At 61.6% G+C, this 24,640-nt stretch carries 20 protein-coding genes and 1 pseudogene; 4 read left to right on the plus strand and 17 right to left on the minus strand.

What is annotated here, in order from left to right; genetic code table 11:
* Positions 1 to 10 precede the first annotated feature (10 nt).
* Complete coding sequence (locus FIV09_RS09305) at positions 11 to 2,041, minus strand: tripartite tricarboxylate transporter permease (protein ID WP_152449678.1); 2,031 nt, start codon at positions 2,039 to 2,041, stop codon at positions 11 to 13.
* A gap of 78 nt (positions 2,042 to 2,119) precedes the next feature.
* Entirely contained in the window at positions 2,120 to 3,196 is a 1,077-nt protein-coding gene (locus FIV09_RS09310; RefSeq protein ID WP_152449679.1) for a tricarboxylate transporter, read from the minus strand.
* Positions 3,197 to 3,342: 146 nt separating this feature from the next.
* Here FIV09_RS09310 and FIV09_RS09315 point away from each other — a divergent pair, with 146 nt between their 5' ends.
* The gene (locus FIV09_RS09315; protein ID WP_152449680.1) at positions 3,343 to 4,014 is read left to right on the plus strand and encodes a response regulator transcription factor; all 672 of its coding nucleotides are present in this window, start codon (positions 3,343 to 3,345) and stop codon (positions 4,012 to 4,014) included.
* On the plus strand, positions 4,011 to 5,363 hold the full coding sequence (locus FIV09_RS09320; protein ID WP_152449681.1) for a sensor histidine kinase: 1,353 nt from the start codon (positions 4,011 to 4,013) through the stop codon (positions 5,361 to 5,363). Before FIV09_RS09315 ends, FIV09_RS09320 begins: the two co-directional genes overlap by 4 nt.
* A 187-nt stretch (positions 5,364 to 5,550) precedes the next feature.
* Here FIV09_RS09320 and FIV09_RS09325 read toward each other — a convergent pair whose 3' ends face one another.
* Positions 5,551 to 6,183 (minus strand): tyrosine-type recombinase/integrase, encoded by a 633-nt coding sequence (locus FIV09_RS09325; protein WP_152449682.1) that lies wholly within the window; start codon positions 6,181 to 6,183, stop codon positions 5,551 to 5,553.
* Between the two features lie 1,013 nt (positions 6,184 to 7,196).
* Between FIV09_RS09325 and FIV09_RS09330 the strand changes: the two are divergent.
* A pseudogene (locus FIV09_RS09330) lies at positions 7,197 to 7,466 on the plus strand (IS3 family transposase); the annotation flags it as partial.
* A gap of 33 nt (positions 7,467 to 7,499) precedes the next feature.
* Here FIV09_RS09330 and FIV09_RS09335 read toward each other — a convergent pair.
* The 10 genes from FIV09_RS09335 to iolG all read right to left on the minus strand — a co-directional run bounded on the left by FIV09_RS09335 (position 7,500) and on the right by iolG (position 19,109).
* Positions 7,500 to 8,279 (minus strand): TIM barrel protein, encoded by a 780-nt coding sequence (locus FIV09_RS09335; protein WP_152449684.1) that lies wholly within the window; start codon positions 8,277 to 8,279, stop codon positions 7,500 to 7,502.
* Between the two features lie 35 nt (positions 8,280 to 8,314).
* Positions 8,315 to 9,109 (minus strand): 5-deoxy-glucuronate isomerase, encoded by a 795-nt coding sequence (gene iolB, locus FIV09_RS09340; RefSeq protein WP_152449685.1) that lies wholly within the window; start codon positions 9,107 to 9,109, stop codon positions 8,315 to 8,317.
* An 11-nt stretch (positions 9,110 to 9,120) separates the two neighbouring features.
* Positions 9,121 to 10,014, minus strand: a complete 894-nt coding sequence (iolE, locus tag FIV09_RS09345; protein WP_152449686.1) for a myo-inosose-2 dehydratase — start codon at positions 10,012 to 10,014, stop codon at positions 9,121 to 9,123.
* 23 nt (positions 10,015 to 10,037) lie between these two features.
* On the minus strand, positions 10,038 to 11,879 hold the full coding sequence (iolD, locus tag FIV09_RS09350; protein WP_152449687.1) for a 3D-(3,5/4)-trihydroxycyclohexane-1,2-dione acylhydrolase (decyclizing): 1,842 nt from the start codon (positions 11,877 to 11,879) through the stop codon (positions 10,038 to 10,040).
* A complete protein-coding gene (gene iolC, locus FIV09_RS09355; RefSeq protein WP_152449688.1) occupies positions 11,876 to 13,810 on the minus strand; it encodes a 5-dehydro-2-deoxygluconokinase in 1,935 nt (644 codons plus the stop codon). The genes iolD and iolC overlap by 4 nt, the downstream gene beginning before the upstream one ends.
* Positions 13,807 to 14,928, minus strand: coding sequence for a Gfo/Idh/MocA family protein (locus tag FIV09_RS09360; RefSeq protein ID WP_152449689.1), 1,122 nt, complete (start codon positions 14,926 to 14,928; stop codon positions 13,807 to 13,809). The genes iolC and FIV09_RS09360 overlap by 4 nt, the downstream gene beginning before the upstream one ends.
* Positions 14,929 to 14,999: 71 nt before the next feature.
* Positions 15,000 to 15,821 (minus strand): ATP-binding cassette domain-containing protein, encoded by an 822-nt coding sequence (locus FIV09_RS09365; RefSeq protein WP_152449690.1) that lies wholly within the window; start codon positions 15,819 to 15,821, stop codon positions 15,000 to 15,002.
* A 1-nt stretch (position 15,822) separates the two neighbouring features.
* Positions 15,823 to 16,863, minus strand: coding sequence for an ABC transporter permease (locus FIV09_RS09370; RefSeq protein WP_371417759.1), 1,041 nt, complete (start codon positions 16,861 to 16,863; stop codon positions 15,823 to 15,825).
* Positions 16,864 to 16,988: 125 nt separating this feature from the next.
* A complete protein-coding gene (locus FIV09_RS09375) occupies positions 16,989 to 17,912 on the minus strand; it encodes a sugar ABC transporter substrate-binding protein (protein WP_152449692.1) in 924 nt (307 codons plus the stop codon).
* Positions 17,913 to 18,044: 132 nt separating this feature from the next.
* Positions 18,045 to 19,109 (minus strand): inositol 2-dehydrogenase, encoded by a 1,065-nt coding sequence (gene iolG, locus FIV09_RS09380; protein WP_371417760.1) that lies wholly within the window; start codon positions 19,107 to 19,109, stop codon positions 18,045 to 18,047.
* 116 nt (positions 19,110 to 19,225) lie between these two features.
* Between iolG and FIV09_RS09385 the strand changes: the two genes are divergently transcribed.
* Positions 19,226 to 20,239, plus strand: a complete 1,014-nt coding sequence (locus FIV09_RS09385) for a LacI family DNA-binding transcriptional regulator (protein ID WP_254702461.1) — start codon at positions 19,226 to 19,228, stop codon at positions 20,237 to 20,239.
* 525 nt (positions 20,240 to 20,764) lie between these two features.
* On the opposite strand, the gene FIV09_RS09390 is transcribed toward FIV09_RS09385, so the two are convergent.
* From FIV09_RS09390 to FIV09_RS09405, 4 genes are all read right to left on the minus strand, one after another.
* Positions 20,765 to 21,220: a hypothetical protein gene (locus FIV09_RS09390; protein WP_152449694.1), complete on the minus strand. Its 456-nt coding sequence runs from the start codon at positions 21,218 to 21,220 to the stop codon at positions 20,765 to 20,767.
* A gap of 16 nt (positions 21,221 to 21,236) precedes the next feature.
* A complete protein-coding gene (locus FIV09_RS09395) occupies positions 21,237 to 22,202 on the minus strand; it encodes a YVTN family beta-propeller repeat protein (RefSeq protein WP_152449695.1) in 966 nt (321 codons plus the stop codon).
* Positions 22,203 to 22,282: 80 nt separating this feature from the next.
* Entirely contained in the window at positions 22,283 to 23,437 is a 1,155-nt protein-coding gene (locus tag FIV09_RS09400) for an ABC transporter substrate-binding protein (RefSeq protein ID WP_152449696.1), read from the minus strand.
* A 440-nt stretch (positions 23,438 to 23,877) separates the two neighbouring features.
* A complete protein-coding gene (locus FIV09_RS09405; RefSeq protein WP_254702462.1) occupies positions 23,878 to 24,543 on the minus strand; it encodes an MIT C-terminal domain-containing protein in 666 nt (221 codons plus the stop codon).
* Between the last annotated feature and the right edge of the window lie 97 nt (positions 24,544 to 24,640).

Genomic DNA, 24,640 nt, shown 5'->3' on the forward strand with positions numbered 1-24,640 from the left:
ACCGCCTCCCTCAACCCAGCGGCCATGGCAGATCGACCACGTCCTGCAGAAGCCCCGGCGGGAAGTCGCGATTGAGCGCACCGGCCATGACGCACATGAGCGCAATGCCCGCGGCCGTCAGGATCAGGGTCTTCTGCCAGGAGGCCTCCGCCCGGACCCGCAGGAACGCGATCAGGAAGCCCGTGAGTGCGAGGATGAAGCCCAGCACATAGGTCGCTGCGATCAGCCCGGCAAACCACGCGAGCGTTCCCCAAAGCCCGTAGGGCGCATCCGCATCCTCGCCCGCAACCTCCTTGTCGGCGAAGACCGCGTCGGTCTCGGGCCGGAGGATCATCTGCACGAGCAGGATAAGGCAGGCCGCAAGCGTGATGCCTCCGACGACGAGCGGCACGATCTTGTCGGTCATGTTGTAGTCGGGGATCATGTTGGCATTGATCAGCGCGGCCACGACGTAGGCCGAGATCACCAGCAGGAAGACGAGCGGTGCGCGCTTCGAGCCCGACTTCACATCGCCCTCGGCCATGATCGACTTGGCCTGCCGGATGCCGAGCACGACAGAGACCACGGTGACGATCAGAAGGACGATCACGATGGGCGAGAACAGGTAATCCATCCCCTCTTCGAAGCTCTTGCGGAAGCGGAAAGAGGCGATCTGGAAGGCCTGGTTCGAGAATTTCTCAACCGGGTTCGAGAGAACGAAGCCGATCAGGAAGGCCGGACGCGACCAGTCGAAGCGACGCAGGAAGATGCCAATGAGGCCGATCACGAAGAGCGCGAGGATATCCTCGAAATTCTGCCCGGACTGGAAGGCCGCGAAGCTGATCAGCATGAAGAGGAACGGCGCGAGGTAGGTGAAGCGGATCGTGGTGAGCTTCGCGATCCCCCCGGAGGCGGCGATGCACAGAAGCGTGCCCACGACATTGGCCAGTGCCAGCAGCCAGACGATGGAATAGGTGATGTCGAGATTGTCGCGCAGCATGTTCGGGCCGACCTCGATATCGCCGGACCCAAGGAGCGCGATCGCCCCGATGAAGATCGCCATGGAGCCGGAGCCCGGAATGCCGAAGAGAAGCGTCGGCACCAGGCCGCCGCCTTCCTTGGCGTTGTTGGAGCTTTCGGGGCCCACAACGCCGCGGATCTCGCCCTTGCCGAAGTTCGATTTGTCTTTCGTGGTCTGCACCGCGTGGCCGTAGGCGATCCAGTCGACCACCGATCCGCCGAGGCCGGGGATCACGCCCACGACCACCCCGATGAGCGAGCAGCGCACCGACAGCCACTTGTTCGCGACCCAGTCGCGGACGCCCTCGCCCCAGCCCGCGCCGAGCTTGGCATCCTTGGCGATGGACCGGTCTTGGCGCAGGAGGCTCACGATTTCTGGCACCGCGAAGATACCGAGGCCCACGATCACCAGCTTCAGCCCGTCCGTGAGATAGGGAATGTCATAGCTCGCCATGCGCAGGCTGCCGCCCGCATCCGCCTCGCCGATCGTGCCGATCAGCATGCCGAGCCCCGCCGCGGCCAGGCCCTTCAGCGCCACACGGCCCGCAAGAACCGCGACCATGCTGAGCCCGAGGATCGAGATCATCAGCATCTCCGGCAGACCGAAGGCCAAGACCAGAGGCCGCGCCACGACGATGAACAGCGTCAGGAAAGTCGCACCCACGAGGCCGCCGAAAAGCGACGAGGTGAACGCCGCCGACAAGGCCCGCGCCGCCTGGCCCTTCTTGGCCAGCGGGAAGCCGTCGAGCACCGTCGCCTGCGACGCGGACGAGCCGGGGATGCCCATCAGGACCGATGCGAACGTGTCCGAGGTGGGCACGACCGCGACCATGCCGACCATGAGCGCGAGGCCGAGGACGGGATCCATGCCGAACATGAAGGGCAGCAGCAGCGACAGGCCCGCGATGCCGCCGAGGCCCGGAAACACGCCAACGGCAAGTCCCATGACCACGCCCAGAACGAGATACCCCAGAACGACGGGTTGCAGGATGAGGGCCCATGCCTGGCCAAGCGCAGGCAGGGCGGTTGCGAAGATGTCCATCGCACCGGCCTCCGGTTGTCGGAAGTGTCAGGAAAGAGGCGCGGTCCCGGGAGAGAGGGGACCGCGCGGGCGATGCGCTTAGTTCAGCGACACGCCGTAGGCTTCTTGCAGCCAATTCTGCACGAAGGTCTTCGCTTCGTCCGACACCGTCGTGCCGGCCGTGGTGGCCTTCTGCGCGCCTTCGCCGACGAAGACGTCGTATTTGCCGACGCGCTTTTCGGCGATGGTGGCGAAGTCGTCGCGATTGCGGACGGCATCGAAGGCGTCAGAATAGGCCTGCGCCACGTCATCGGGCGTGCCTGCAGGCAGGAAGGCGATCTTCTGCACCGGGAAGCCCGCGACGAAGAAGGCTTTCCACGCGTCCCAGGCCTCGCCGGAGGTCGCGCAGCCATCAGTGGCTTCGCAGACTTCCTTGAAGGTCGGGATGTCGGGGAAGGTCGGGTCGCGGACAATGTTGCCATCGGCATCCAGCGCGCCCCAGGTCATCATCGGCACGGCCTTGCCCTGCGCGACCAGATCGGCAGACGCACCGAGATAGCCCGAGGACGTCTGGTAGTCGATCGTGGCTTCGCCGCGCTCGAACATCAGGCGGCCGTCGCCGCGGCCCTTGATCCCGAAGACGGGCTCAACATTCATGCCGAGCATTTCCCAAGCCAGCAGCGGCACGAGGTCGAGGCGCGTGGCGCCCTGGCTGCCATAGATGAAATCGGTCTCCTGAAGCGCATTGGCCGAGCCGTCGAAATTGGCGCCATCCTCGGCGTTCAGGTAGGCGACACCGCCCGTGCCCGAGGCCATGACGGGGGTCCAGTCGCTATACTCATAGCGCACGCGGGGATCGCCGAGAAGGAACGGGAACTGCGTGGAGCCGGATGTGCCGAACAGCAGCGTGCCGTCTTCATGCTCCTGCTCCTGGAACCAGTTTGCGCCCTTGGTCGAACCGGCACCCGGCATGAACTTGACCACGACGGTCGGGTTGCCCGGCAGTTCTTCCGCCAGGAGCGGAGCGAAGAAGTTGGCCCATTTGGCCGACCCGCCGGTTTCCGAGAACGGGATCACCCATTCGATCGTCTTGCCGGAAAAGTCGACTTCGGCGGCGGCCGAAGACGCGAGAAGTGCAGCGGCGGCAACGGTACCCGCGAATGTCTTGATGGTCATGATGTCCTCCCACAGACCTGTGTATCCCGGACACGAGGCCCGGCGATAGGTTTGACTGTCCAAAGGGGCGAATCCCCTCCTCCAATGCGGGGAACTTGCGGTCTCAACCTTGCGCGAAACTTGCGCATCGTGACAAAGTTTCGGGTATGCGCATTGCAATCATCGAGGATAACGAAGCGCTCGCCACCGGGATTGCGTCCCGATTGCGGGATCGCGGCCACGCCGTGGACCTTCTGCACGATGGGCAGGCGGCGGATGATTTCCTCAAGGTGGACGGGGCCGACCTGATCGTTCTCGATATCAATCTTCCGGGGCTGGACGGCCTGTCGGTCCTGCGGGCGCTCCGCGGCCGCGGCGATGGCACGCCGGTGATCCTTCTGACTGCGCGCAGCGAGACGGAGGAGCGGGTGGCGGGGCTCGATGCCGGGGCGGACGACTACCTGACCAAACCTTTCGAGATGGACGAGCTCGAGGCGCGGCTGCGCGCGATGGCGCGGCGCAAGAACCTCGTGTTTTCGGCGCGCGACCAGCTGGGCACGCTGACCTTCGACCGGACCAGTCGGCAGTTGATGGACGGCGACACGTCGCTCGATGTGCCGCGCAAGGAGATCGCCACCCTCGAATGCCTGCTCGAACGACGCGGCCGGATCGTCTCGAAGGCCCAGCTCCTGACCCATGTCTACGGCACCGGGGCCGATGTCGACGACAGCGCGATCGAGCCGCATGTCTCGCGGCTCAGGCGCAGGCTCGAACAGCACGGCGTGCGCATCAAGACGGCGCGCGGGTTGGGCTACATGTTGGACCTGTCCGGCCCATGACGGCATTGTCGCTTCGCGCGCGATTGTTCCTGCTGATCCTTGCGCCGCTCCTCGTCGTCTCGGTGCTGCTTGGCATCTGGCGCTACGAGGTGGCCAAGCGCACGGCGGAGGATCTCTTCGACCGCAGCCTGTTATCCGCGGCGCTCGCCATTTCGCGGGATGTCACGATCTCGGAGGGCGATGCGCTGTCCCCCAGCACCCGCGAGATCGTGTCCGATGCGGGGGGCGGCGAGATTTTCTATCATGTGACCGGTCCGGGCGGCATCTATGTCACCGGTTACGCCTATCCGCCCAATGCGCCCGGCAGCTCGGACAGCGACGAGCCCGCCTATTTTCTTGCCGATTACCGCGATGAGCGCGTGCGCGTGTTGCGCATGTCCGAAACGGTGAGCATCGGCACCATGACGGGTCAGGCCGTGGTAACCGTCTGGCAGCGTCTCAGTGACCGCGCCGCCTTTGCAGCCACCCTTGCCCAGCGCGCCGCGGGTTTGATGGCCGTGCTGATGCTGGCTCTCGCATTTGTGGTCTGGTTCGGCGTGCAGGTGGGCCTGCGCCCGTTGCGGGATCTGCAAAATGCCATCGAACAGCGTTCGCCCGACGATCTGCGGCGCATAAAGCGCCCGGTCCCGGTTGAGGTGGCGGGTATTGTCGGCACGCTGAACCGCCTCTTCGGGCAGGTCGCGCGCAATATCGAGACGCATCAATCCTTCATTTCCGACGCCGCTCACCAGCTGCGCAATCCGGCCTCGGCCTTGCTTTCCCTGGCCGAAACGCTGCCCGATATCCAGGATCCGAAGGCCCGCGAAAGACACCAGCGCGATCTGATCAAGGCGGCGCGCAAATCCGCGCGCTTGGCCGAGCAGCTCCTGTCGCTCGAGCGGCTGCGTTTCGACGGACCGCGAGACTTCGCCACGCTCGATCTGAACGATGTGGCAGCCCAGGCCTGTTCCGATCTCGGTCCTGCGATCCTGTCCCGAGATCTCAGCTTCGAATTGGTTCAAACACCCGAGCCTCTACGCGTTCAGGGTGACGCCGTTCTATTGGGCGAAGCCATTACCAATTTAATCGAGAATGCTCTTCAACATGGCGGGCCGGAGCTGACTGCAATCACCGTACGCACTTCCAAGGAAGATAAAAACGCCTGCGTCACCATCGAAGATGACGGTCGGGGCTTGCCAATGGACAAGGCCGCTCTTGCCTTTCGACGTTTCGGTCAACTCGAAGCGGGAGGCGGAAGTGGCCTCGGTCTCGCCATCGTGGACAACGTGGCGCATAGGCATGACGGTGAAGTTCACCTTCTGGAGCTGCCGCGCGGCACAGCGATACAAATCAGCATACCCAGCGCTTGAGTCGTGCATTCCATGGGGAAGCATGCGGTTGGTGAGCTGGCAAGGCGGAGTGGACGCACACTACCAGTTCGCAGTCGGCTCGATTTCGCACTTGCAGCGAATGGCAGTTGTCGCAGGCTGCACCGCAGCAACCGAAGTTGCTGACGAGTGACCGCAAAGGGCCGTCCTCGCGGGACGGCCCCGCCGGTCAGATCTCTACCGCCTCCGAAATCGCCAGGGCATCCTCAAGCTCGACACCGAGGTAGCGGACGGTGCTGTCCATCTTGGTATGGCCCAGCAGAAGTTGGACCGCGCGTAGGTTGCCGGTCTTCCGGTAGATTTGCGCGACCTTGGTCCGGCGCATCGAGTGGGTTCCGTAGGAACTTGGATCGAGGCCGATGGATGTAACCCAGTTGCGCACAAGCCGGGCGTACTGGCGTGTTGAAATATGCAGCCGTTCGTGGAAGCGTCCGGGCCAGAGGTGTTCCGACCCGATCATCGCCGGGTCGTCCAGCCATGCCGTGATGGACTTGCGGCTCCCCTCGGTAATCTCAAAGCGAACAGGGTGCCGGGTCTTGCTCTGGATGATCGAGGCCCGCTCCTTGACCTGGCCGGAGGCGTAGACATCGGCCACCCTGAGCTTGACCAGATCACACCCCCGCAGTTTGCTGTCGATGGCGAGGTTGAAGAGAGCCAGGTCCCTGTAATTCTTTGCGATCTCAAGACGAACGCGGATGGCCCACACATGCTTGGGCATCAAAGGTCGCTTCTGGCCTACGATACGGCCTTTGTTCCAGGCGGGGCGGCAGGCTCGAATGGCAGGTAAGTTCGCGATTGTCATGGCGGTTCCTCCGATCCACCACGCCCTGCCACAACACCAACCCGACGTTGGCACCAGAGCATATCATCGAAAGGTGCGTTCGCAGAGGAGGTCTGGAAAGAGCCCAAACTTTCTCCGCTGGCCGTAGAATGCTTCGCCGTTTCAGCCTGGGCGCGTCTGTCGCGAGCGGCCCGTAGCGGACATTCGCTGCACCGCTATCTTCGAAATTCGCGAGCCCAACGTGCGACTACGTTTCGCGCAGAGAGACCTCCGCTACTTCCGCCTGGCTGTTGGCCGGTCGTCTCGGACCAATGCATCCATTGCAAGATGTTGGCCTGCGATGTAGCGGCATACGACGATGGCCTGCATGGCCTCTTGTAGTCGGGCTTCACAATTTGGCTCGCTTCTAAAATCGTTGAACGCCGACATAAAGAGTCACCCGGCTTTTCCTCAGGCAAGATGAGAATTTGACCAGAGTACTCGCAGCACGACAATTTTGGCCTTAAATTCAAAGCCGAAGCGGTTAGGATCGCTCTTCTCCCAAAAGAAGTAAGATTCTGTGCTGCGTAGAAAGAAGCTACGCGAGTAACTCAACTTACCAGGCGGTGCCGCGTCCATTAAGATATTTAGATATTCGAAGCTCGCCAGATGAGATACAGCGAGCCTTCTGTTCTGTGCCCTACAACGCAGAATGCGTCAGTGCGTTCGGCTTGGCTTTTCTGCTCTTCGGCTCTTCGGCTATCGTGTCATCGCACTATTCATTGGAACTGATGGCGTATTGGGTGACAGTCTTACAAATTACGATGTTGTGCTCCAACTTTTGCTGATAGTGGAGTTTGTGTTTATTGCAGTGCGCTTGGCAATAATCCTTACTTCCCGATCTAAGGGTGCAAACGAACCGCCGGACCAATCGTCACCCAAAACTCTTGCGGACCTAAATGCCCGGCAAACACCTGCACAGGCTCTCGACCGCTTGCTCAAACAGGATATGATCGCAGGTGTTGCAACGACCGATTGAAAACGCCCGACATCTCTCCATTCACGACACCGAGCGCCTGGCCGAAGCCGGGATCGAGCCGCCCGTCGGCAGTGTGGGTGACAATTATGATAATGCGTTGGCCGAGACGATCAGTGGTCTGTTCAAGGCCGAGGTCATCCACCGGCCTAACCGATGGCGCAATTTAGAGGCCATTGAATACGCCACGCTGTGGTGAGTGGGCCGGTTCAACAACCGTCGACTGCTGCAACCCGTCGGAAACATTCCGCCACCAGAGGCTGGAGCCAATTTCTACGCAGCTCTGGAAAGAGCGATAGGCCTCCGACATAGCCGAGGCGCCTCAGAGGGTGAACGCTTCGACGAAGGCATCGATGGCCACGTCGCTGGCTTCTTTCGCGAAAGCCTCCATTCCAATCGGCCCACTATATCCCAGATCGAGAAGACCGCGCGCGATCCCAGGATAGTTGATCTCTCCGGTCCCTGGCTCGCAGCGGCCGGGATTGTCCGCGACTTGGATCTCGCCAATCCAGGGCAGACAGGCCTCGCACCAGCGCAGCAGATCCCCTTCGCCGATCTGCGTGTGATAGAGATCGAGATTGATCCGAAGCTCCGGGCGATTGACCGCTGCCACCAGGGACAGCACGTCGGCGGTCGATCCGAACGGACAGCCGGGATGGTCGAGCGGATTGAGGTTCTCAAGCGTGAAGGTCACGCCCAATTCTTCCCCCAAATCGCAGATCCGGTGGAGCGTATCGCGTGCACGCAACGCCATGCCCGGGGAAAATGCACCGTGCTGCGGGATCGGGATCCCCCCATCGCCCAGCCCCGTGCCGTGCAGGTTCAGCCGGTCCACGCCAAGGCGCAGGCCCACCTCTGCGGTTTCCCGCGCCGAGGCCAAAAGCATCTCCGCGCCCTCGGCATCGCTAAGACGGCCCTGCAGGTAGCCGTTCATGATGGTGAAATGCGCGCCCGTCTTTTCCAGCTGGTCGAGGTCGTGATCGGGCCAGTTCCAAAGCCCAACACCGAGTCCCCGTTCGGTCAAACGCGCGGCACGCCATGCAATGGGTTTCTCTGGCCAGAGCATCTCTGCGCAGACAGCAAGTTGAAAAGGTCGGGACATGATTGTCACTCCATTGGGGCCAGCAGCCCCTTATTTTACATCAGATGTTCGACAGGCGGTGCGGCGACGAAACGCCATTTTCGCAGCGGGCCGGCCATCACGTTGAGGTAGTACATCTCAAAGCCGTGCGGTGCGCCGCAGGGATGGTGGCCGCGCGGCACGCAGACGACATCCCCGTCATGGACGGCCATCGTCTCGTTCAGCTGCAGATCGTCGGTATAGACGCGTTGGATGCCGAAACCGTCTGCGGGATTGAGCCGGTGGTAATAGGTCTCTTCGAGATAGGTGATCCGCGGGAAGTCGTCTTCGTCATGGCGATGACTGGGATAGGACGACCAATTGCCCGCCGGGGTGAACACCTCGGTCACGAGCAGACTGTCGCAGTAATCCTCGTTCTCCATGGCGATGTTGTTGATGTAGCGCGTATTGCAGCCCTCCCCACGCTGGGTCAGCGTGATCCCGTCCGGTCCGATACGGCGCGCCTCGTGCCCGCCCGTTCCCGGTGCTTTGCAGACCGCAATGGTGCACTCCGTCGTGGCCGTCGCCTCCCATTCGGTGCCATTGGGCAGATAGAGGCAATGCGGCGCCGTCTTCTCGAACACCGACATCCGATCACCGAGTTCGCCCCAATCCTGCCCGGCCCCGGAGATCCGCGCGCGCCCCTCGACCATGACGAGGATCACCTCGGTCTCGCCTGTCGCCTCGGAGATCCGGTCACCGGCGCGCAGACGCCAGAGGTCAAAGCCCACATAGCGCCAGCCTGCATTTGCCGGCGTGATCTGGTGCACCTTGCCATGGGTGCCGAAGGGGCGTTTGAGAAGATCCGCCATCCTGTCCTCCCTCAGATAAGACCGACCTCGGCCGCCTGCCGCTTCAGCGTGGCAAGACCGAGTGTCTGGTACAGAAGCGGATTGCGCTGATCGGGGTCCTGTTCGGCCTCGATCACGATCCAGCCGTCATAATTGTTCTCTGCCAGGATCTTGAGAAGCGGTGCAAAATCGACCTCTCCCTCCTGATCGCCGGGGACGGTGAACACACCCGCGCGGATACCATCCATGAAGGACATCCCCTCGCTCTCGACGCGCGCGCGGATGGCGGGACGGACGTTCTTGGCGTGGAAATGCCGCACGCGGTCCACATGGCGACGCAATACAGCGGCGGGATCGCCACCGCCGAAGGCGCAATGCCCCGCATCGAACAGAAGCTTCGTCGCGGGACCGGTCTCGGCCATGAACGCATCGATGTCTTCGGGCGATTGCACGACGGTGCCCATGTGGTGGTGATAGACCAGCTCGATGCCCTGCTCTGCGCAATAGGAGGCAATGGCTTCGACCTTGGCGGCGAAATCCCGCATCTCGGCCTCGCTGAGAACGACCCGCGCCGACAGGGGCTTGTCGAGGCCCTGGACGGAATTCGACGTCTCGCAGGCGATGCAGACTTTGCAGCCGTTGTGCTTCAGTCGGTCGAGATGCGGCTGGATCGCCTTTTTCTCGTCTTCCACCGAACGCGCCAGCAGGTTCAGTGAATGCCAGCCCGAGATGAAGGCAAGGCCCGCTTTCTCCATCATCAACCGAAGCTCTTCGGGATCGGCGGGCCAGCGATGCCCGTTCTCGATCCCGTCAAAGCCGATTTGACGCCCGGCTTCGTCCAGAATGCGGTCGGTCGGGATATGCGCGCCAAGCGAATGGTCGTCGTCATTGGCCCAGGCAATGGGGTTGGTTCCGAAACGGATCATTATCGTCTCCTTGGCGCAGGCGTTCAGTTCACAAGCCGCTGGCGCTGCTTGTTGTCGAGATAGGCGGTATAGGCGCGCTTGAGCGCATCGGTGCTGCCGACTTCCGGAACAGCGACGTCCCACCAATGCCCGGCATCGCCGAAGCCCGGGCCGATATCCGGGTCGGTGTCGATCACGATGACCGTGGGCGTGTCGCGCCCGCGTGCTGCTGCGATCTCGGCCTCAAGGGCTGAGATGTCGGCGGCCTTGACCGCCACGGCCCCCATCGAGGCCGCATGCGCAACGAAGTCGATATCGGGTTGATGTTCGACATTGCTGTCTCGGTAGAGATTGTTGAACGGCGCGCCCCCGCAGCCCTGCTGCAAGCGGTTGATGCAGCCATAGCCGCGATTGTCCGTCAGAATGACGGTGAAGGGCACACGGCGCATCACGGCGGTGGCGAGCTCCGAATTAGCCATCATGTAGGATCCGTCGCCGACAAAACAGATGACCTCGCGCTCGGGCCGGGCCAGTTTGAGGCCCATGGCGCCTGCAATCTCGTACCCCATGCAGGAAAAGCCGTATTCCATGTGGTAGCCGCCTTGGCTTGGTTGCCAGAGCAGTTTCAGCGCGCCGGGCATGGTCCCGGCTGCGCACATGGCAATCGCGTCCTCGCCCGTGGCGCGCTGGACAGCTCCGATGACTTCGGCATCGGTCGGCAGTTCGCCGGGCGCGCGGGCGCGATCCCGGCAGTGATGCGTCACCGCATCAAGCCACGCAGCCCGCGCTGCGGGATCGGCCCCATCGGCTTGATATGTATCCAGGGCAGACGAGATGGCTTCCAGCGCAATTTTCGCGTCACCCATGACAGGGAGGGCACCATGTTTGACGGCATCGTACGCTGCGACATTGATCGAAACCAGCCGTCGCCCCGGATTCTTGAACAGCACCCAGGAGCCGGTGGTGAAATCCTGAAAGCGTGTGCCGACCCCGATCACCAGATCGGCCTCGGTCGACAGGGCATTGGCCGCCGCTGAGCCGTCGACACCGCTTGCGCCGTAATTCATCGGATGACTTTGTGCGAGCGCGGATTTGCCCGCCTGCGTTTCCACGACCGGAATACCGTGGCGCGCGGCGAAATCCGCAAGCGTCTGCTCGGCCTCGGAATAGATCACGCCCCCGCCTGCAACGATGACGGGTTTCCTGGCGCTCAGGATAAGGGCCGCCACGTCGTCGATCTCGCGCTGGTCGGGCTGCGGGCGGCGGATGCGCCAGACACGCGGCTCGAAGAACTCGGCCGGGTAATCGTAGGCCTCCGCCTGCGTGTCCTGACAGAAGGCCAGCGTGACAGGCCCGCAGGTTGCCGGATCCGTCATGGTGGCCATCGCCCGCGGCAGGGCCGTCAGCAGATGTTCCGGACGGCTGATCCGGTCGAAATACCGAGAGACGGGACGCAGACAATCATTGGCTGACACAGTGCCGTCCTCGAAATCCTCCACCTGTTGCAGGACCGGATCGGGACGCCGGTTGGCGAAGACATCGCCGGGGATCAGCAGGATCGGCAGGCGGTTCACATGCGCCAGCGCCGCCGCGGTGACGAGGTTGGTGGCCCCCGGCCCGATGGACGAGGTCACGGCCATGGCCTGGCGCCGTTTCTTGGCCTTGGAATAGGCAATCGCGGTATGCGCCATCGTCTGTTCGTTCTGACCCCGCCAGGTCGGGAAGTCCTGACGCGCCTTCTCCAGCGCTTCGCCAAGGCCCGCCACGTTTCCATGGCCGAAGATGCCCCAGATGCCCTCGACGAAGCGGGCGCCGTCCTCGTTCATTTGTGCGCTGAGCCATTTCACCATGGCCTGCGCGGCAGTCAGTCGGATCGTGTTGGTCATGCGTCCTCTCCCAGGCGGTGCACCGTGGCATTCGTGCGGGCGGTGTCCCAGACCGCGCAAAGGCGGGTGAAGCGGTCGGTCATCTGGGCCACGGCGTCGGCATCGGTGATCTTGTCGGACATCCAGGCCCGGGCGGCATCCGCGAAGATCGTCCGCCCGACGGCGAACCCCTTGACCAGATCGTGGCGCGCGGCGACCTCGAAGCTTTCCGCCAATTCGGCTTCGGGCGCGTCCAGTCCAAGCACCACGATACCGCGCGTATGGCGGTCATGCTCCTCGATTGCCGAGACCGCGCGAGACCAGGCCGCATCCGTCTTCAGCGGCTCCAGCTTCCACCAATCGGGATAGATGCCCGCGGCGTAGAATTGCCGGATCAGAATGGCCGTGGTGTCGTCATCGACCGGGCCAACCTTCGAGGGAATGATCTCCAGCAGGAATTCGAGGTTGCTGCGGCGTCCCGCCTCGAACAGGCGCTTGACCGTGGCTTCCTGCGCGGCGCGAGTCTCTGCGTTGTCCTGCGGGTGGCAGAAGCACAGCACCTTGATGACATTCTCGCGGGCCCAGGCCTGCAGTGCCCCGCAATCGGGTCCCAGCTCGGGTTCGAGCGTCAGAGGACGCGATCCCGGCCATTCCGTCGGTCGTCCGATCCAAAGTCCGGTGCCAGAGGCGCGATGCAGCGCGGATCGGCCGATGCGGTTGTCGCACAGGATCCCGTAGCCGGGCTTGTCGCCCTTCACCGCAAGGGTCGCATCGAGGCACAGTTCCTTGAACGCCGCGCCCTTTTCGGGCGTGTATCCGGGCATTTCCTCAAGCTGCAGACGATGGTCGAAGGCGAAGACACGCATGGTCGACCAATCGTGGCTGTTCCGCGTGTGCCGCGTGGTCGCCCAATGCACCTGCTCCAGCGCGCCGTCATTGCGCAGATCCTTGCGCACGACACCGCGTTTGAGGAAAAACTCCAACTCCTCAAGGGACGGATAGGCCGGCGTGCAGCCATGGCGCGAGACCGCGAATGCACCGCAGGCATTGGCGTATTTCAGTGCCGTCGGCCAATCTGCATCGTCCATCCAGCCTTTCAGCAGGCCCGAGAAGAACCCGTCCCCCGCACCCAGCACGTTGAAGACCTCGATCGGGAAGCCTTCGCCGGTCTGACCGTCATCCAGGCTGTCCGGCACATCCCCCTCGAACGCGACCGCCCCAAGCGCGCCGCGCTTGCACACCAGCGTCGCCTTCGAGTTCTCGCGCACACGGCGAAGCGCCGTGATCGTATCGGTGGAGCCGCCCGCGATGTGGAACTCTTCCTCCGTGCCGACGATCAGGTCGAAATGATGCAGGCTGGCCAGCAGCTTTTCAGTCACGGCCCGGCTTTCGACGAAGCGGCTTTCACCGTCGCCATGCCCCGCAACACCCCAGAGATTCGGCCGATAATCGATGTCGAGCGCGACCCGCAAACCATGCTTGCGTGCCAGGTCCAGCGCTTTCAGAACAGCCGCTTCGGTCCGCGGATGCGACAGATGCGTCCCGGTTGCGACCACGGCGCGGGCGCGCTGAATGAACGCCTCGTCGATATCGTCTTCGCACAGCGCCATGTCGGCACAATTCTCGCGGTAGAAGATCAGCGGGAATTGCTCCTGGTCGCGGATGCCCAGCAAGACCAGGGCCGTCAGACGCTCCGGATCAGTCGTGACACCGTCGGTGCAGACACCTTCGCGCGCCAATTGTTCGAGAATGAAGCGCCCCATATGCTCATCGCCCACGCGGCTGATCAGCGCGGTCTTCAGGCCAAGTCGCGCGGTCCCGCAGGCGATATTGGTGGGCGAGCCACCGATATATTTTTCGAAGCTGCCCATATCCTCCAGGCGGCCGCCGATCTGCGCCCCGTAGAGATCCACCCCGGCGCGTCCGATCGTGATGACATCGAGATCTTTCATATGTTCACTCCCAGTGTGACAGGGCGGCCATTTGAGGCTGCCATCGCGTGGATGATCCGCTCGATCTGAAGGCCCGCTTCGAAGTCAGGCCCGACATTCGGCCCGCCTGCGATGGCCGCGAGCAGATCGCGCGCCTCCACGACTTTTTGTTCGTTGAACCCGAAATTATGTCCGGGCGCAGGACAGAAGGCCGCGAATTCCGGCTGCTCCGGTCCGGTGAGATGCCGCGTGAAGCCCGCATCGCCTGTACGATGCACCCACAGCTCGTTCATATTTTCCTGATCGAAGACGATGCTGCCGTCGGAGCCGTGCACCTCCCATTGGAGACGGCATTTGCGTCCGCGCGCGACCCGCGAGGTCGCGAAGGAGCCCTGCGCGCCTGATGCGAACCGCAGCAGCGCAAGCGCCGAATCCTCGTTCTCGACCGCGCGCGGCCCGTCATCCGAAAGACGCTCCGGGATCGCGACCGCGGTCATGGCCGTAACCTCCTGAACCGGACCCATCAGCGCCAGCAGATGGCTGACAAGATGGCACCCGAGATCGCCCAGCGCTCCAAGCCCACCTTGCTGATGGGTCATCCGCCAGCTCCAGGGCAATCCGGGATCGGCGTTGTAATCTTCGTCGTAGACGCCCCGGAACGTGTGCGGCGTGCCGATCTCGCCGCTTGCGATCATCGCCTGCGCGGCGCGGAAAGCGGGGCTTCGCAGGTAATTATAGCCCAGCATGGTCACTTGGTCCGGGCGCGACCGGGCCAGATCGGCCATCGCTTCTGCATCCTCCAGCGTCAGTGCCATGGGTTTCTCGAGCCAGACGTGCTTGCCTGCCTCGAGGGCCGCTTCGGCCATGGGACGGTGCAACCCGTTCGGCGTCGTGATCGAGACGACATCCACCGCCGGATCCTCGATGACCGCGCGCCAATCCCTGGCGGGGCGTGCGAACCCGAATGCAGCGGCGTTCGTCTCGGCCTCCGCCGCGCTGACATCGCATAGGATTTCAAGCCGCGGACGGGCAACGCCATATGCTGTCGCGACGTTGTTCCAGGCCATCGCGTGGCACTTTCCCATAAAGCCGGTGCCGATCAGGGCCACGCCGGGGGAATATGTCGACGGGTTAGACATCGCAGGGCTTCCAGTCGGTGGTGTTTGAGGTGGCGGGCCAGCCGGGATCGGGTCGCCCGCCAAGGGCGCGGTCAGATTGTACCGCCGAGCGAGCCTTCAAGCTCGGCCAGTTCCTGGCCACCGGCCATGAGGTCCTGCAATTCGGCCGCGTTGATTTCGCCTTTGACGGCAGTGCCGAGGGTCTGCCCCCGGTTCAGCACGGTAAAGCGGTCCCCCACGGCCATGGCATGCCGGACATTGTGGCTGATGAAGACGACTCCCACCCCCTGCTGGCGCACGCGGTCGATGGTCGAAAGGACGTTCGACGTCTGCCGCACCCCCAGCGCCGATGTCGGCTCGTCCAGGATCAGGACCTTGGCCCCGAAAAAGACGGCTCGGGCGATGGCGACGGTTTGACGTTCGCCGCCGGACAAGGTGCCAACGGCCTGATCGGGGGCCCGGAGGTTGATGCCCATCTTGCGCATCTCATCCATGGTGATCTCGTTCGCGGCGTCCATGTCGAAGCGCTTCATCAGGCCCCGGCCCTTGGTGGGCTCGCGCCCCATGAAAAAGTTACGCGTCACCGACATCAGCGGGATCATCGCGAGGTCCTGGAACACCGTGGCGATCCCGGCCTCCATAGCCTCTCGCGGGCTGTCGAAGGACAACGGCTTGCCCTCGAAGAAGATCTGCCCTGCTGTCGGTTTGTGCACGCCTGACATGGTTTTGATGAAGGTCGACTTCCCCGCCCCGTTATCGCCCAGAAGGCAATGGCATTCGCCGGGACGCACATCGAAGGTCACCCCATTGAGGGCAATGACATTTCCGAAGTGCTTCTTGATGTCTTCCATGTGGATGATCGGGTCTGCGCCGCGATCGGGATCGCCGTGGTGGAATTTGCTGTCCTGGGTCATCTCAGCGCTCCCCTGTCACGCGTTTGCGGATCACGTTGTTGAAGACGACGGCCAGAAGCAGCATCCCTCCGAGGAAGATCTGGAACCAGTCCTGATCGAAGTCCGTGTAGGTCAGACCGATCGTGACCATGCCGAAGATGATCGCGCCGAAGAATGCGCCGATCGCCGAGCCATAGCCGCCGGTGAGAAGGCAGCCGCCGATCACGGCTGTGATGATCGCCTCGAACTCCTTCATGAAACCGCGGCGCGCATCGGTGGAGCCTGCATCGATCACGGTGATGATCGCGACCAACGCTGCGGCACATGCGGTGAGCATGAAGAGCGACAGCTTCACCTTGCGCACGGGAACGCCGGAATTTTTGGCCGCGTTAGTGTCGCCGCCGGTTGCGAATATCCAGTTGCCTGCAGGCGTTCTGAGAAGGACGTATGTGGCAACAAGCGCAAAGGCGATGAACCACAGGATCTCGACGGGAACACCGGGCACTTTCGGTGCGCCGTTCTTGAAGGTCTCGATGAGGCCGATGGAGGCGAGCCATGCGAAGAGCCCCTGAAAGGCCTCACCCGAGAAGATCGGAGCCAGCCAGTCGCCTTCGACCGCATCGCGCACGCCGCGCAGCTGCGTCGAGCCGCCGGTGAAGATCTTCAGACCGACCAGAGATGCACCACGCAGGATGAACAATCCGGCCAGCGTGACGATAAAGGACGGCAGGCCGGTGCGCAGGACGATCGCGCCGTTGGCTGCGCCGATTGAAGCCGCGAAGGCCATCGTCAGCGGGATGGCGAACAGAAGTGGCAGCCCAAGATTGACCGTGAAGATCCCGAAGACCATGCCCGCGAAGGCAACCATGGACCCGATGGAGAGATCGAATTCACCGCCGATCATCAGCATAGCGGCTGCGATGCCGAGAATGCCCAATTGCGCCGCGGGCGTCATGAAGTTCATGATTCCAGATAGTGTGAACATCGCGCCATCTGCGGTGGCGAGGAAGAACAGGGTGACGAGGATCACGCCTCCGATGGCCCCGAGTTCCGGTCGTTTCATGAGCCTCGTTCCGAGAGACTCCGCACGGATGCGCTCATCCGCGTGTGCGTGCATGTCAGAAGCCATCTTCCCCTCCCTTGTTTCAAGACGGGCCGCGCTATGTGCGCGGCCCGAGCGTGCTTTGATCAGCGGATGCCTTGCGCTGACAGGTCGATGACCTGACCGGCGGCATCTTGGGTCACGAGGTTCGGACCCGACGGTACATCGCCACCCGGCATAAGGCCGTAGTCGGCATTCAGCGCCAGGAAGACGACCGGCAGGTAGCCCTGCAGGAATTGCTGCTGGTCGATCGCGAAGGCGGCATCGCCGTCTGCCACCGACTGAAGGAACCCGGCAGAGAGATCGAAAGAGGCGACAAGCACATCGTCACGACCGATGGCCTGAACCGCAGCGACCGCGGGCTCACCCACGAGCGACGCGCCAAGGCCCAAAACAGTGTCCACGTCCGGATCGGACTCGAGCGCCGCGCGGACCTTGGATTCGACCTCGGTCGGATCGTTCATCGTCGGGATTACGGTGACTTCCTGGCCGAAGCCCGCGGTAAAGCCCTCACAGCGCTGATCGAGCGCAACGTTGCCGACTTCCTGGTTGACGCAAATCGCCTTGGTGCCGCCCATCTCGGCCAGCTTGGCGCCTGCGGCCTCGCCCGCGTCGTATTCCGACTGGCCAACATGCAGCAACGCACCCAACTCCCCGGCCACGTCGGAGCCGGAATTCATCGAGATGACCGGAATACCCGCCTCGACCGCACGACGGATCGAAGGCCCAAGAGCGTCGCCATCGGGGATCGAGACCACGAGGCCATCAGGCTCTTGGTTAACGGCAGCGTCGATCAGCTGGCTCATCTGGACCATGTCGAAGGTCTCGGGCGAGCGGAATTCGACATTTGCACCCGTATCTTCACCGGCCTTCTGCACGCCGTTCTTGACTACGGACCAGAACGGGTCGTTCGCTTGGCCATGCGCCACGACGATGATATCGGCGGCCAGCACAGGTGCGGCAGTCGCAATCGTCGCGACGGTCGCCACAGAAGCGAGTAGTTTCTTCATCTGGGTTTCCTCCCTCTTCGATAAACGCGGACGCCCCAGGCCCCCGCTGGTATCATCCTGCGCACCATGCGCTGGATTTCTGCCCTCCGCGCCACCTCCTCCTCAGGTGCGACACGGGGGAATTCCGGCCCGTTAGCCGGGCAGTTCGACAGCTTTGCCGGTTTGAGACGCCTGGGTGGCCGCCTCGGCCAGGACCAGCGCCGAGATCCCGTCCTCAAGCGTCACAGGCAGCTCGGTTCCATCGAGGATGGCGGCCACGAAGGCTTCCCACTCGGCGGCATAAGCGGGCATGTACCGTTCTAAGAAAAAGAAAGTGGGCTTTGCGGAAACGACGCCTTCGGTCGTAGATTTCACCACCGTGTTCTCGAGCATGTTGTTAGCCTGCAAGAGCCCCGTGGACCCCAAAAGCTCAACACGCTGGTCGTAGCCGTATACCGCACGGCGGCTGTTCTTGATGACTGCGATACGACCATCGCCATAAGTCAAAGTGACCACGGCCGTGTCGACATCGCCCGCTGCGCCGATTTCGGGATCGACGATGGCGCTGCCTACGGCACGCACCGTGACCGGACGCTCGCCCATCAGGAAGTTCGCCATGTCGAAGTCATGGATCATCATGTCGCGATAAAGCCCGCCGGAGACCTTGATATAGCTGACAGGCGGCGGCGCCGGGTCGAAAGAGGTGACCGAAAGCATCTCCGACTTGCCAATTTCCCCACCAAGGCTCGCGGCCTTGAGGGCCGCGAAGTTCGGATCGAAGCGCCGATTGAAGCCGATCATGACGGGCTGGCCGGTCTTGCGGACCTTTTCAAGACACGCCTCGGCGCGGGTCAGGGACAGGTCGACAGGCTTTTCGCAAAGGACCGCTTTGCCAGATGCCGTAGCAGCCTCGATGAGATCGGAATGCGTATCGGTTGAGGTCGCGACAAGCACCGCGTTGATCGCAGGATCTGCAAGGATCTCCTCCGATGTGCGCACTTCGGCACCGTAGGCGGCGGCAAGCTTTTCCGCCGACGGCGAATGCACATCGGAGACTGCGACGAGTTTCGACCGCGGGTTGTTCGCGATGTTGACGGCATGCACCTGACCGATCCGGCCAGCGCCGAGCAAACCAACTTTAAGCATGTAGTCCTCCCAGACTTGCCACGAGATGACGCAGCGTTTTCTGAACGATAACCATTTTGCACCCGCGTGCAAACTTATTTTTGCACGCGGGTGCAATAATCATGCTAATAAAGGGTTTAGATGCGAACGCGCGGTGGAGTACGACGCTTTCGGAAGTACGACGAAGACGAATCGGAGGAGCGGGTCTCGTGGCAGACGGGAATCAAACGCAGAATGTAACGGCAGATGATGTCGCGCTGGCTGCGGGAGTCTCGCGCTGGACGGTCAATCGTGCTTTCAAGAAAGACGCCTCTATCTCGCCCAAAACGCGCGCCAAGGTCATGGCTGCTGCGGAAACCCTGGGATACGTGCCCGACCTTCACGCCGCAGCCTTGGCATCCGCACGATCACATCTTGTGGCGCTCTTGATCGATGATTTTGCCAATCCTCATAAGCTCGTCATGCTGGAACGGCTTACCCGGGCGCTGCGCAGTCATGGATGGGATACGCTGCTGGTCAACACCCTGGACCCTGATGATGCTGCGCCTGCGCTCCTCAATGCCAGCCAACGGCGCGTGGACGCGACAATCCTCATCGGCCTGCAATTCGACGATGAGGTGCTAAATGCCGCGCATATGGCCCGTCGATTCAAGAAGCTGATCATCTTTGCGCGCAGCTCCGAGGACCCGAATACGATTTCGATCTGTGTCGATGATGAGGCCGCAACCCGCGATATCGCGCGCTATGTTCTTGAGCGTGGGTATAAGCGCCCGTTGTATCTGGCTGGCCCCAGAACCACGTCGGCGCATCTCTTGCGCAAAGAGACGTTTTCACGGGCTTGGAAGGATGGCACCGGCACAGAGCCGCTTAGCGTTGCAGTCAGTGCATATGATCCGCATCTCAGCTCGGAAATCGTTTACGACACGCTGCGAGATCGCCCGGCCGCGGACTTGCCCGATATCATCGTTTGCGAAAACGATGCCCTGGCCATGGGGGCGATAGACACGATCCGCCACCGGCTGAAATTGCAGGTGCCCGGCGATATCGCCGTGATCGGTTTCGACGATGTCCCGCAAGCGGCGAGCCCGAATTACCGGCTCACGACTTATCGTCAGCCCCTGACAGAGATGGCCGACTACCTCGTCGACGTACTGGAACGCGCGGAGTCCAGCAATCTCGATCGAACCTTTCTGGGCAAAATGGTGATCAGGGAGAGTGCATGAGCGTGAGCGTTTTTAAGCGTGCACTGAGCTCCCTTCACCCCGCTGTATCGCCATCGTGCATTTTTGGGCCCACGTGACAATAGACCGTCGTGAACAATTCATATGGATCGAAACGGATATCGGGAGGCAAAACAACCGATAGTTCTTTATTGTCTATGATATCTGATATTAGTGCGAAGCAGACAGGATCCATTGTCCACTCAAACCCAAGCATGGCCCAGGACGACTTCCTATTCATCTGGCGGAAATTGATAAATGCTTTCCAGCGAATTTCGGCCCAAATCGGACCTTCGTGCTTACGTTGAGGAGGCCCCAAGGCCGCACGCTTCTTGGTGAGAAAACGGTTTTGGTGATTATTTTTCTCTTAATTGGACAGCGGCTCTCTACAAAGGCGCATCGTATCAAGCCTTCAAAGCCAGCTGGAGACAAATTACCTTATTGCTGCTCTTATCAATGCTTGTTTTCAGTTAGGAGTGCAGCAGACCTGAAGATCTGCCTACACTCCGAATCATTGCCAATCAAAAACTACTGAATAGTAATTTCCAATCTTTGTGTGTCTCCAGTCGAGCCAGGGATCATGAGATGATAGCTACCCGGTTTAATGGCAATAAAGCCAATCTCCATCTCTCCCGCTTCATCAAACTCGATACTATCAAGTCCGAGAGGCCGAATTTCGAGCCCCTCTACAACGATTTCATCAATCCAAATCGCGCGAAAAAAATCAGATCCGATGAGCGCGAGTTCTTGGCTTCCATCTCCTTGGATCTCAAACTCGTAGTATGTGCCGGACTGCAAGGTCCATGGCTCGTTTGTCAGGGGCATACCCGCAGATAGCTGAATTGGTTCAAGATCCTGCTTGTTCCCGTTAGACAACAAGCCAGCCAACCCAAACGGTCGCGCGTCATCATCGTCATCTTGCGCGATTGCTACGAACGGTAAGCAGATTGCTACTACTGAAGTAATCAAGGTTTTTTTGATCATTTTCTTCTCCTTTAGATCATTTTGTCGGGCGGAAGGCCGCGCCCCAGGGAAAGCGGCCCACCTTGATCGTCTTTTCCGCCTTGCGCGAGGCCACGTCGATCATGGTCACATCGCCCGAGACGCCGTTAGTGGTGAAAAGCTTGGAGCGATCCGCGTTGAATGCCATGTGCCAGACGCGGCGGCCCACGAGGATGTAATCCTCGACCTCGTAGGTCTCGGCATTGACGACGGCGACATGGTTCGAGGGGCCGAGCGCCACGAAGGCATGGCTGTCACCATTGGTGAACTCGAAGCCCACGGGCTGAACGCGGTCGGGGTTGATGGAGGGGATCTCGAATTCAATCTTGGCCGTCTCCGTCTGGGAGGCAACGTCGAAGACCGAAATCGTGCCGCCGATCTCGGCCGAGACCCAAAGCTCGGTCCCGTCTTTGATGAATTCCGCGTGGCGCGGGCGCGAATCGACCAGCGTATTCGCCATCAGGGTCTGGGTTTCGGTGTCGATCCAATGCGCCATGTTGGTCGTCTCGGAAGTGGTGATGACGATGCGCCCGTCGGGCGATACGGCCATGCCCTCGGGCTCGATCCCCACATCGATCTGGGCGATCACGGTGCGGGTTTCGGTGTCCACGACCGTTGTGATCGCGTCGTCCTCGTTGGCGATGTAGAGGCGGCGGTTGTCGGGATGCAGCACGAATTGTTCCGGGTCCTCGCCCGAGGGCAGATCGTGCAGGATCTCGCCCGTTTCGGGATCCATCACCTGCACCGCGTCCGAATCGGAGGCGCAGATATAGAGGACCGAGTGATCCTGCGAGAAGGTGATGCCGCGCGGACGTTCCCCGGTTTCGATCGTGCGGGTCACCTCGAGCGTATCGAGATCGATCACGCTGATCGTGTTATCCTTTTCGTTCGAGACCCAGATCTCGTCAGCCAGCGCCGGGGCGGCGATGAGCGTGAGGGTGGCAAGCGTGGCGGTCAGCTTCATGTTTTGTCCTTTTGACAGGAGAGGTTCGAGGGGCCAGCCCTCGCGGCCCCCGGGATATTTCGGCCAACCCGAAAGGAGGGTCACTCGAAGGCAGTGCATTCTGCCTCGGCGCGATCCTGTCCGAGCGTATCGAGCTCGTTCACCTGATGCAGGAACCCCTCGAGCGGGGCCTGCGCGATCAGGGCGCGGGGATGGACGATGGGGATGGGCTGGCGCAGCTGCCCGTTCCACGGACGGAAGGTCAGCGGGCGGCCGAGAAAGCCCGCGAGCTCGAATTCCTCGCCGAGAAAATAGGCTCGCAGATCCGGGGCAGTGGCACTGCCCGTTCGGGTCACAGCCTCGCCGAGGCTGCGTAAGGCGGCCCATGCGGCATAATCGCGGGGAGCCATGTCGCGGCCCGCATGCTCGGTAAAGCGAGACTGCAGCTGAGCCGCGCCCCATTGCTCGACCGAAGGGGACCAGGCCAAGGCGGTTAGCCCCTCAGAGCCTGCGACGGGCCGGGGCAGCCATGTGTTATAGAGGATATAGCGGCCGAAATCATGCCGTTCGTCCGCGACGAGCAGAACATCGTATTCGCCGAGTTCCTGCGTCAGGAGCGGCACCTCGGCGCTGGCCGAGCGGCGCATGTCTGCATCGAACGTCCAGTCGGTCTCGCTGCCAAGCTCCATTCCGAACTTCGTAAGCGAGGCGCGCAACGCCTCGGCATAGACCAGATCCTCAGGCGCCTGGCCTTCCACGAGCGCCACATCCTCCCAGCGCTTGAATCGCAGCATCTGGACGAGCGCATCGGTGCGCATGGCATAGGAGGGGATCGTGTGAAAGACGTTCGCCCGGCAGGCACCCGCGCGCAGGTCGCTGTCCGCGACCGCGACGTTGAAGAGGAGCGCGCCCGCCTCGCCCGCTATATCGGAAGCGGCGAGCAGGTTCTCGCGCGGGGAGTCGATCAGCAGAAGCGGGCTCTCGGCCAGCGCTGTCTCGACCGCTCCCGCCCAGTCCCCACCTTCAGGAACGGATGTGACGGTCAACGTCCAGTCCTGGCCCATGAAGCGGCCGGTCGTGGCGTTGTCCGCGAGACCAACCTCGGCGCCAGCGATACCCAGATCCTCCGGGATCCGGTCGAGATTCGACAGGACGGGCGGCGGCGGCACCTCCTGACGCAGATACTGGATGTCGACCACGACTTGTGCGCTCGCCTCATTAGCCAGCGAAAAGTTGACAGCGGTGGCCAACAACATACAGCTCGATTGAATTCTGCCCAATACTCTTACTCCTCCCGGAGCCAAGAGTGCCTAAAATGACAAACAAAAAAACAAGACTAAGGTAGGTGCGTGATTGGGGGGCCTCAAGCAGACCAGCGCAAACTTGTTGAAGGGCATCAAGCAAATCGTCTCTGATAGCTTAAAGTCCAACGGATCAGAGCCCCGCAATACTTCTGGCTTTTCCCAATCCTCATGGCGAACAAAAGTAATCTTGGGACCCGTCCAAGGGTGTCATCGTGAAAGTCCTATCGAATTACGTAGACGATCCAAAGTTTGCAATCAAAGTCGGCGCAAATCCTCAAATGTGGTTGGCCGCGCACTCGCGGCGAAAGTCCGCTTCCCGCCCTTCTGGCGTAACCAGCAGGTTGGAGCAATGGTCAGCTTGCTGCGCTGAACAACAGCCAACTGAGCGCTTGTCAGGAGGCCACGCGCTTCTGCCGCACGTAGGTTACGTAGAACCCTTTCACCATTCGGTGTTCCTGTAGTCGATCGCCGAGACTGAAGCCTTCGCGACGCATCGGAGCTTGGAAAATATCCAAACCGCGATCCAGCACGATCTTCCAGCCGGTATCTGTGACGATATCCCGTGCGTGCGCCGTTCCGGTTGTGTCAAAGGCCCATGTGAAATCGACACCTGAGCCGGTGCAGGCCTCAGTGATGCTGTCGAGTAGCTCACGTTGTTTCTGGATGTCACCGTCATTTGGGCCGGTCACGAGATGAATAGAGATCTGATCCTCAGGCGGCTTGCGCTGGATGATCATTTCCACAAATTCCATCATGGTTCGGATCTGGTAAGGCTTGCGTATGTAGGGGTCGGTCAAGACGGTCCGGGCTGCTCCGTCCGTGTACGGGCCGAAGAGCTTCTCGAAGCTGACGCCCTTCCGGTTTTCAGAATAGGTGAAATGGCCTTCCTCGAGCTTGGGCGGTGTCGCTTCGCTTGCAGATAAAGGCACCTGTGCATCCGCATCGATTTCGATCACATCCCCATCGGTGTCTCGGTTGTCGGCAGATTGCTGTTTCGGATCCCGGACTGGCTTCCTGTGGTAGAACTGAGGGAACTCCTGTTCTTCAACGGTTTGCACCCGTCGCTTCTCACCATCGGATCCCGTGTAGAAGAAGTCGACTTCCGGATAGGTCGCGTCGATCCGGAACTGAGCTACTCCCCATCTCTTGGACAGT

This window comes from Roseivivax sp. THAF197b (assembly GCF_009363255.1).
In the GTDB taxonomy this organism is placed as follows: Bacteria; Pseudomonadota; Alphaproteobacteria; order Rhodobacterales; family Rhodobacteraceae; genus Roseivivax.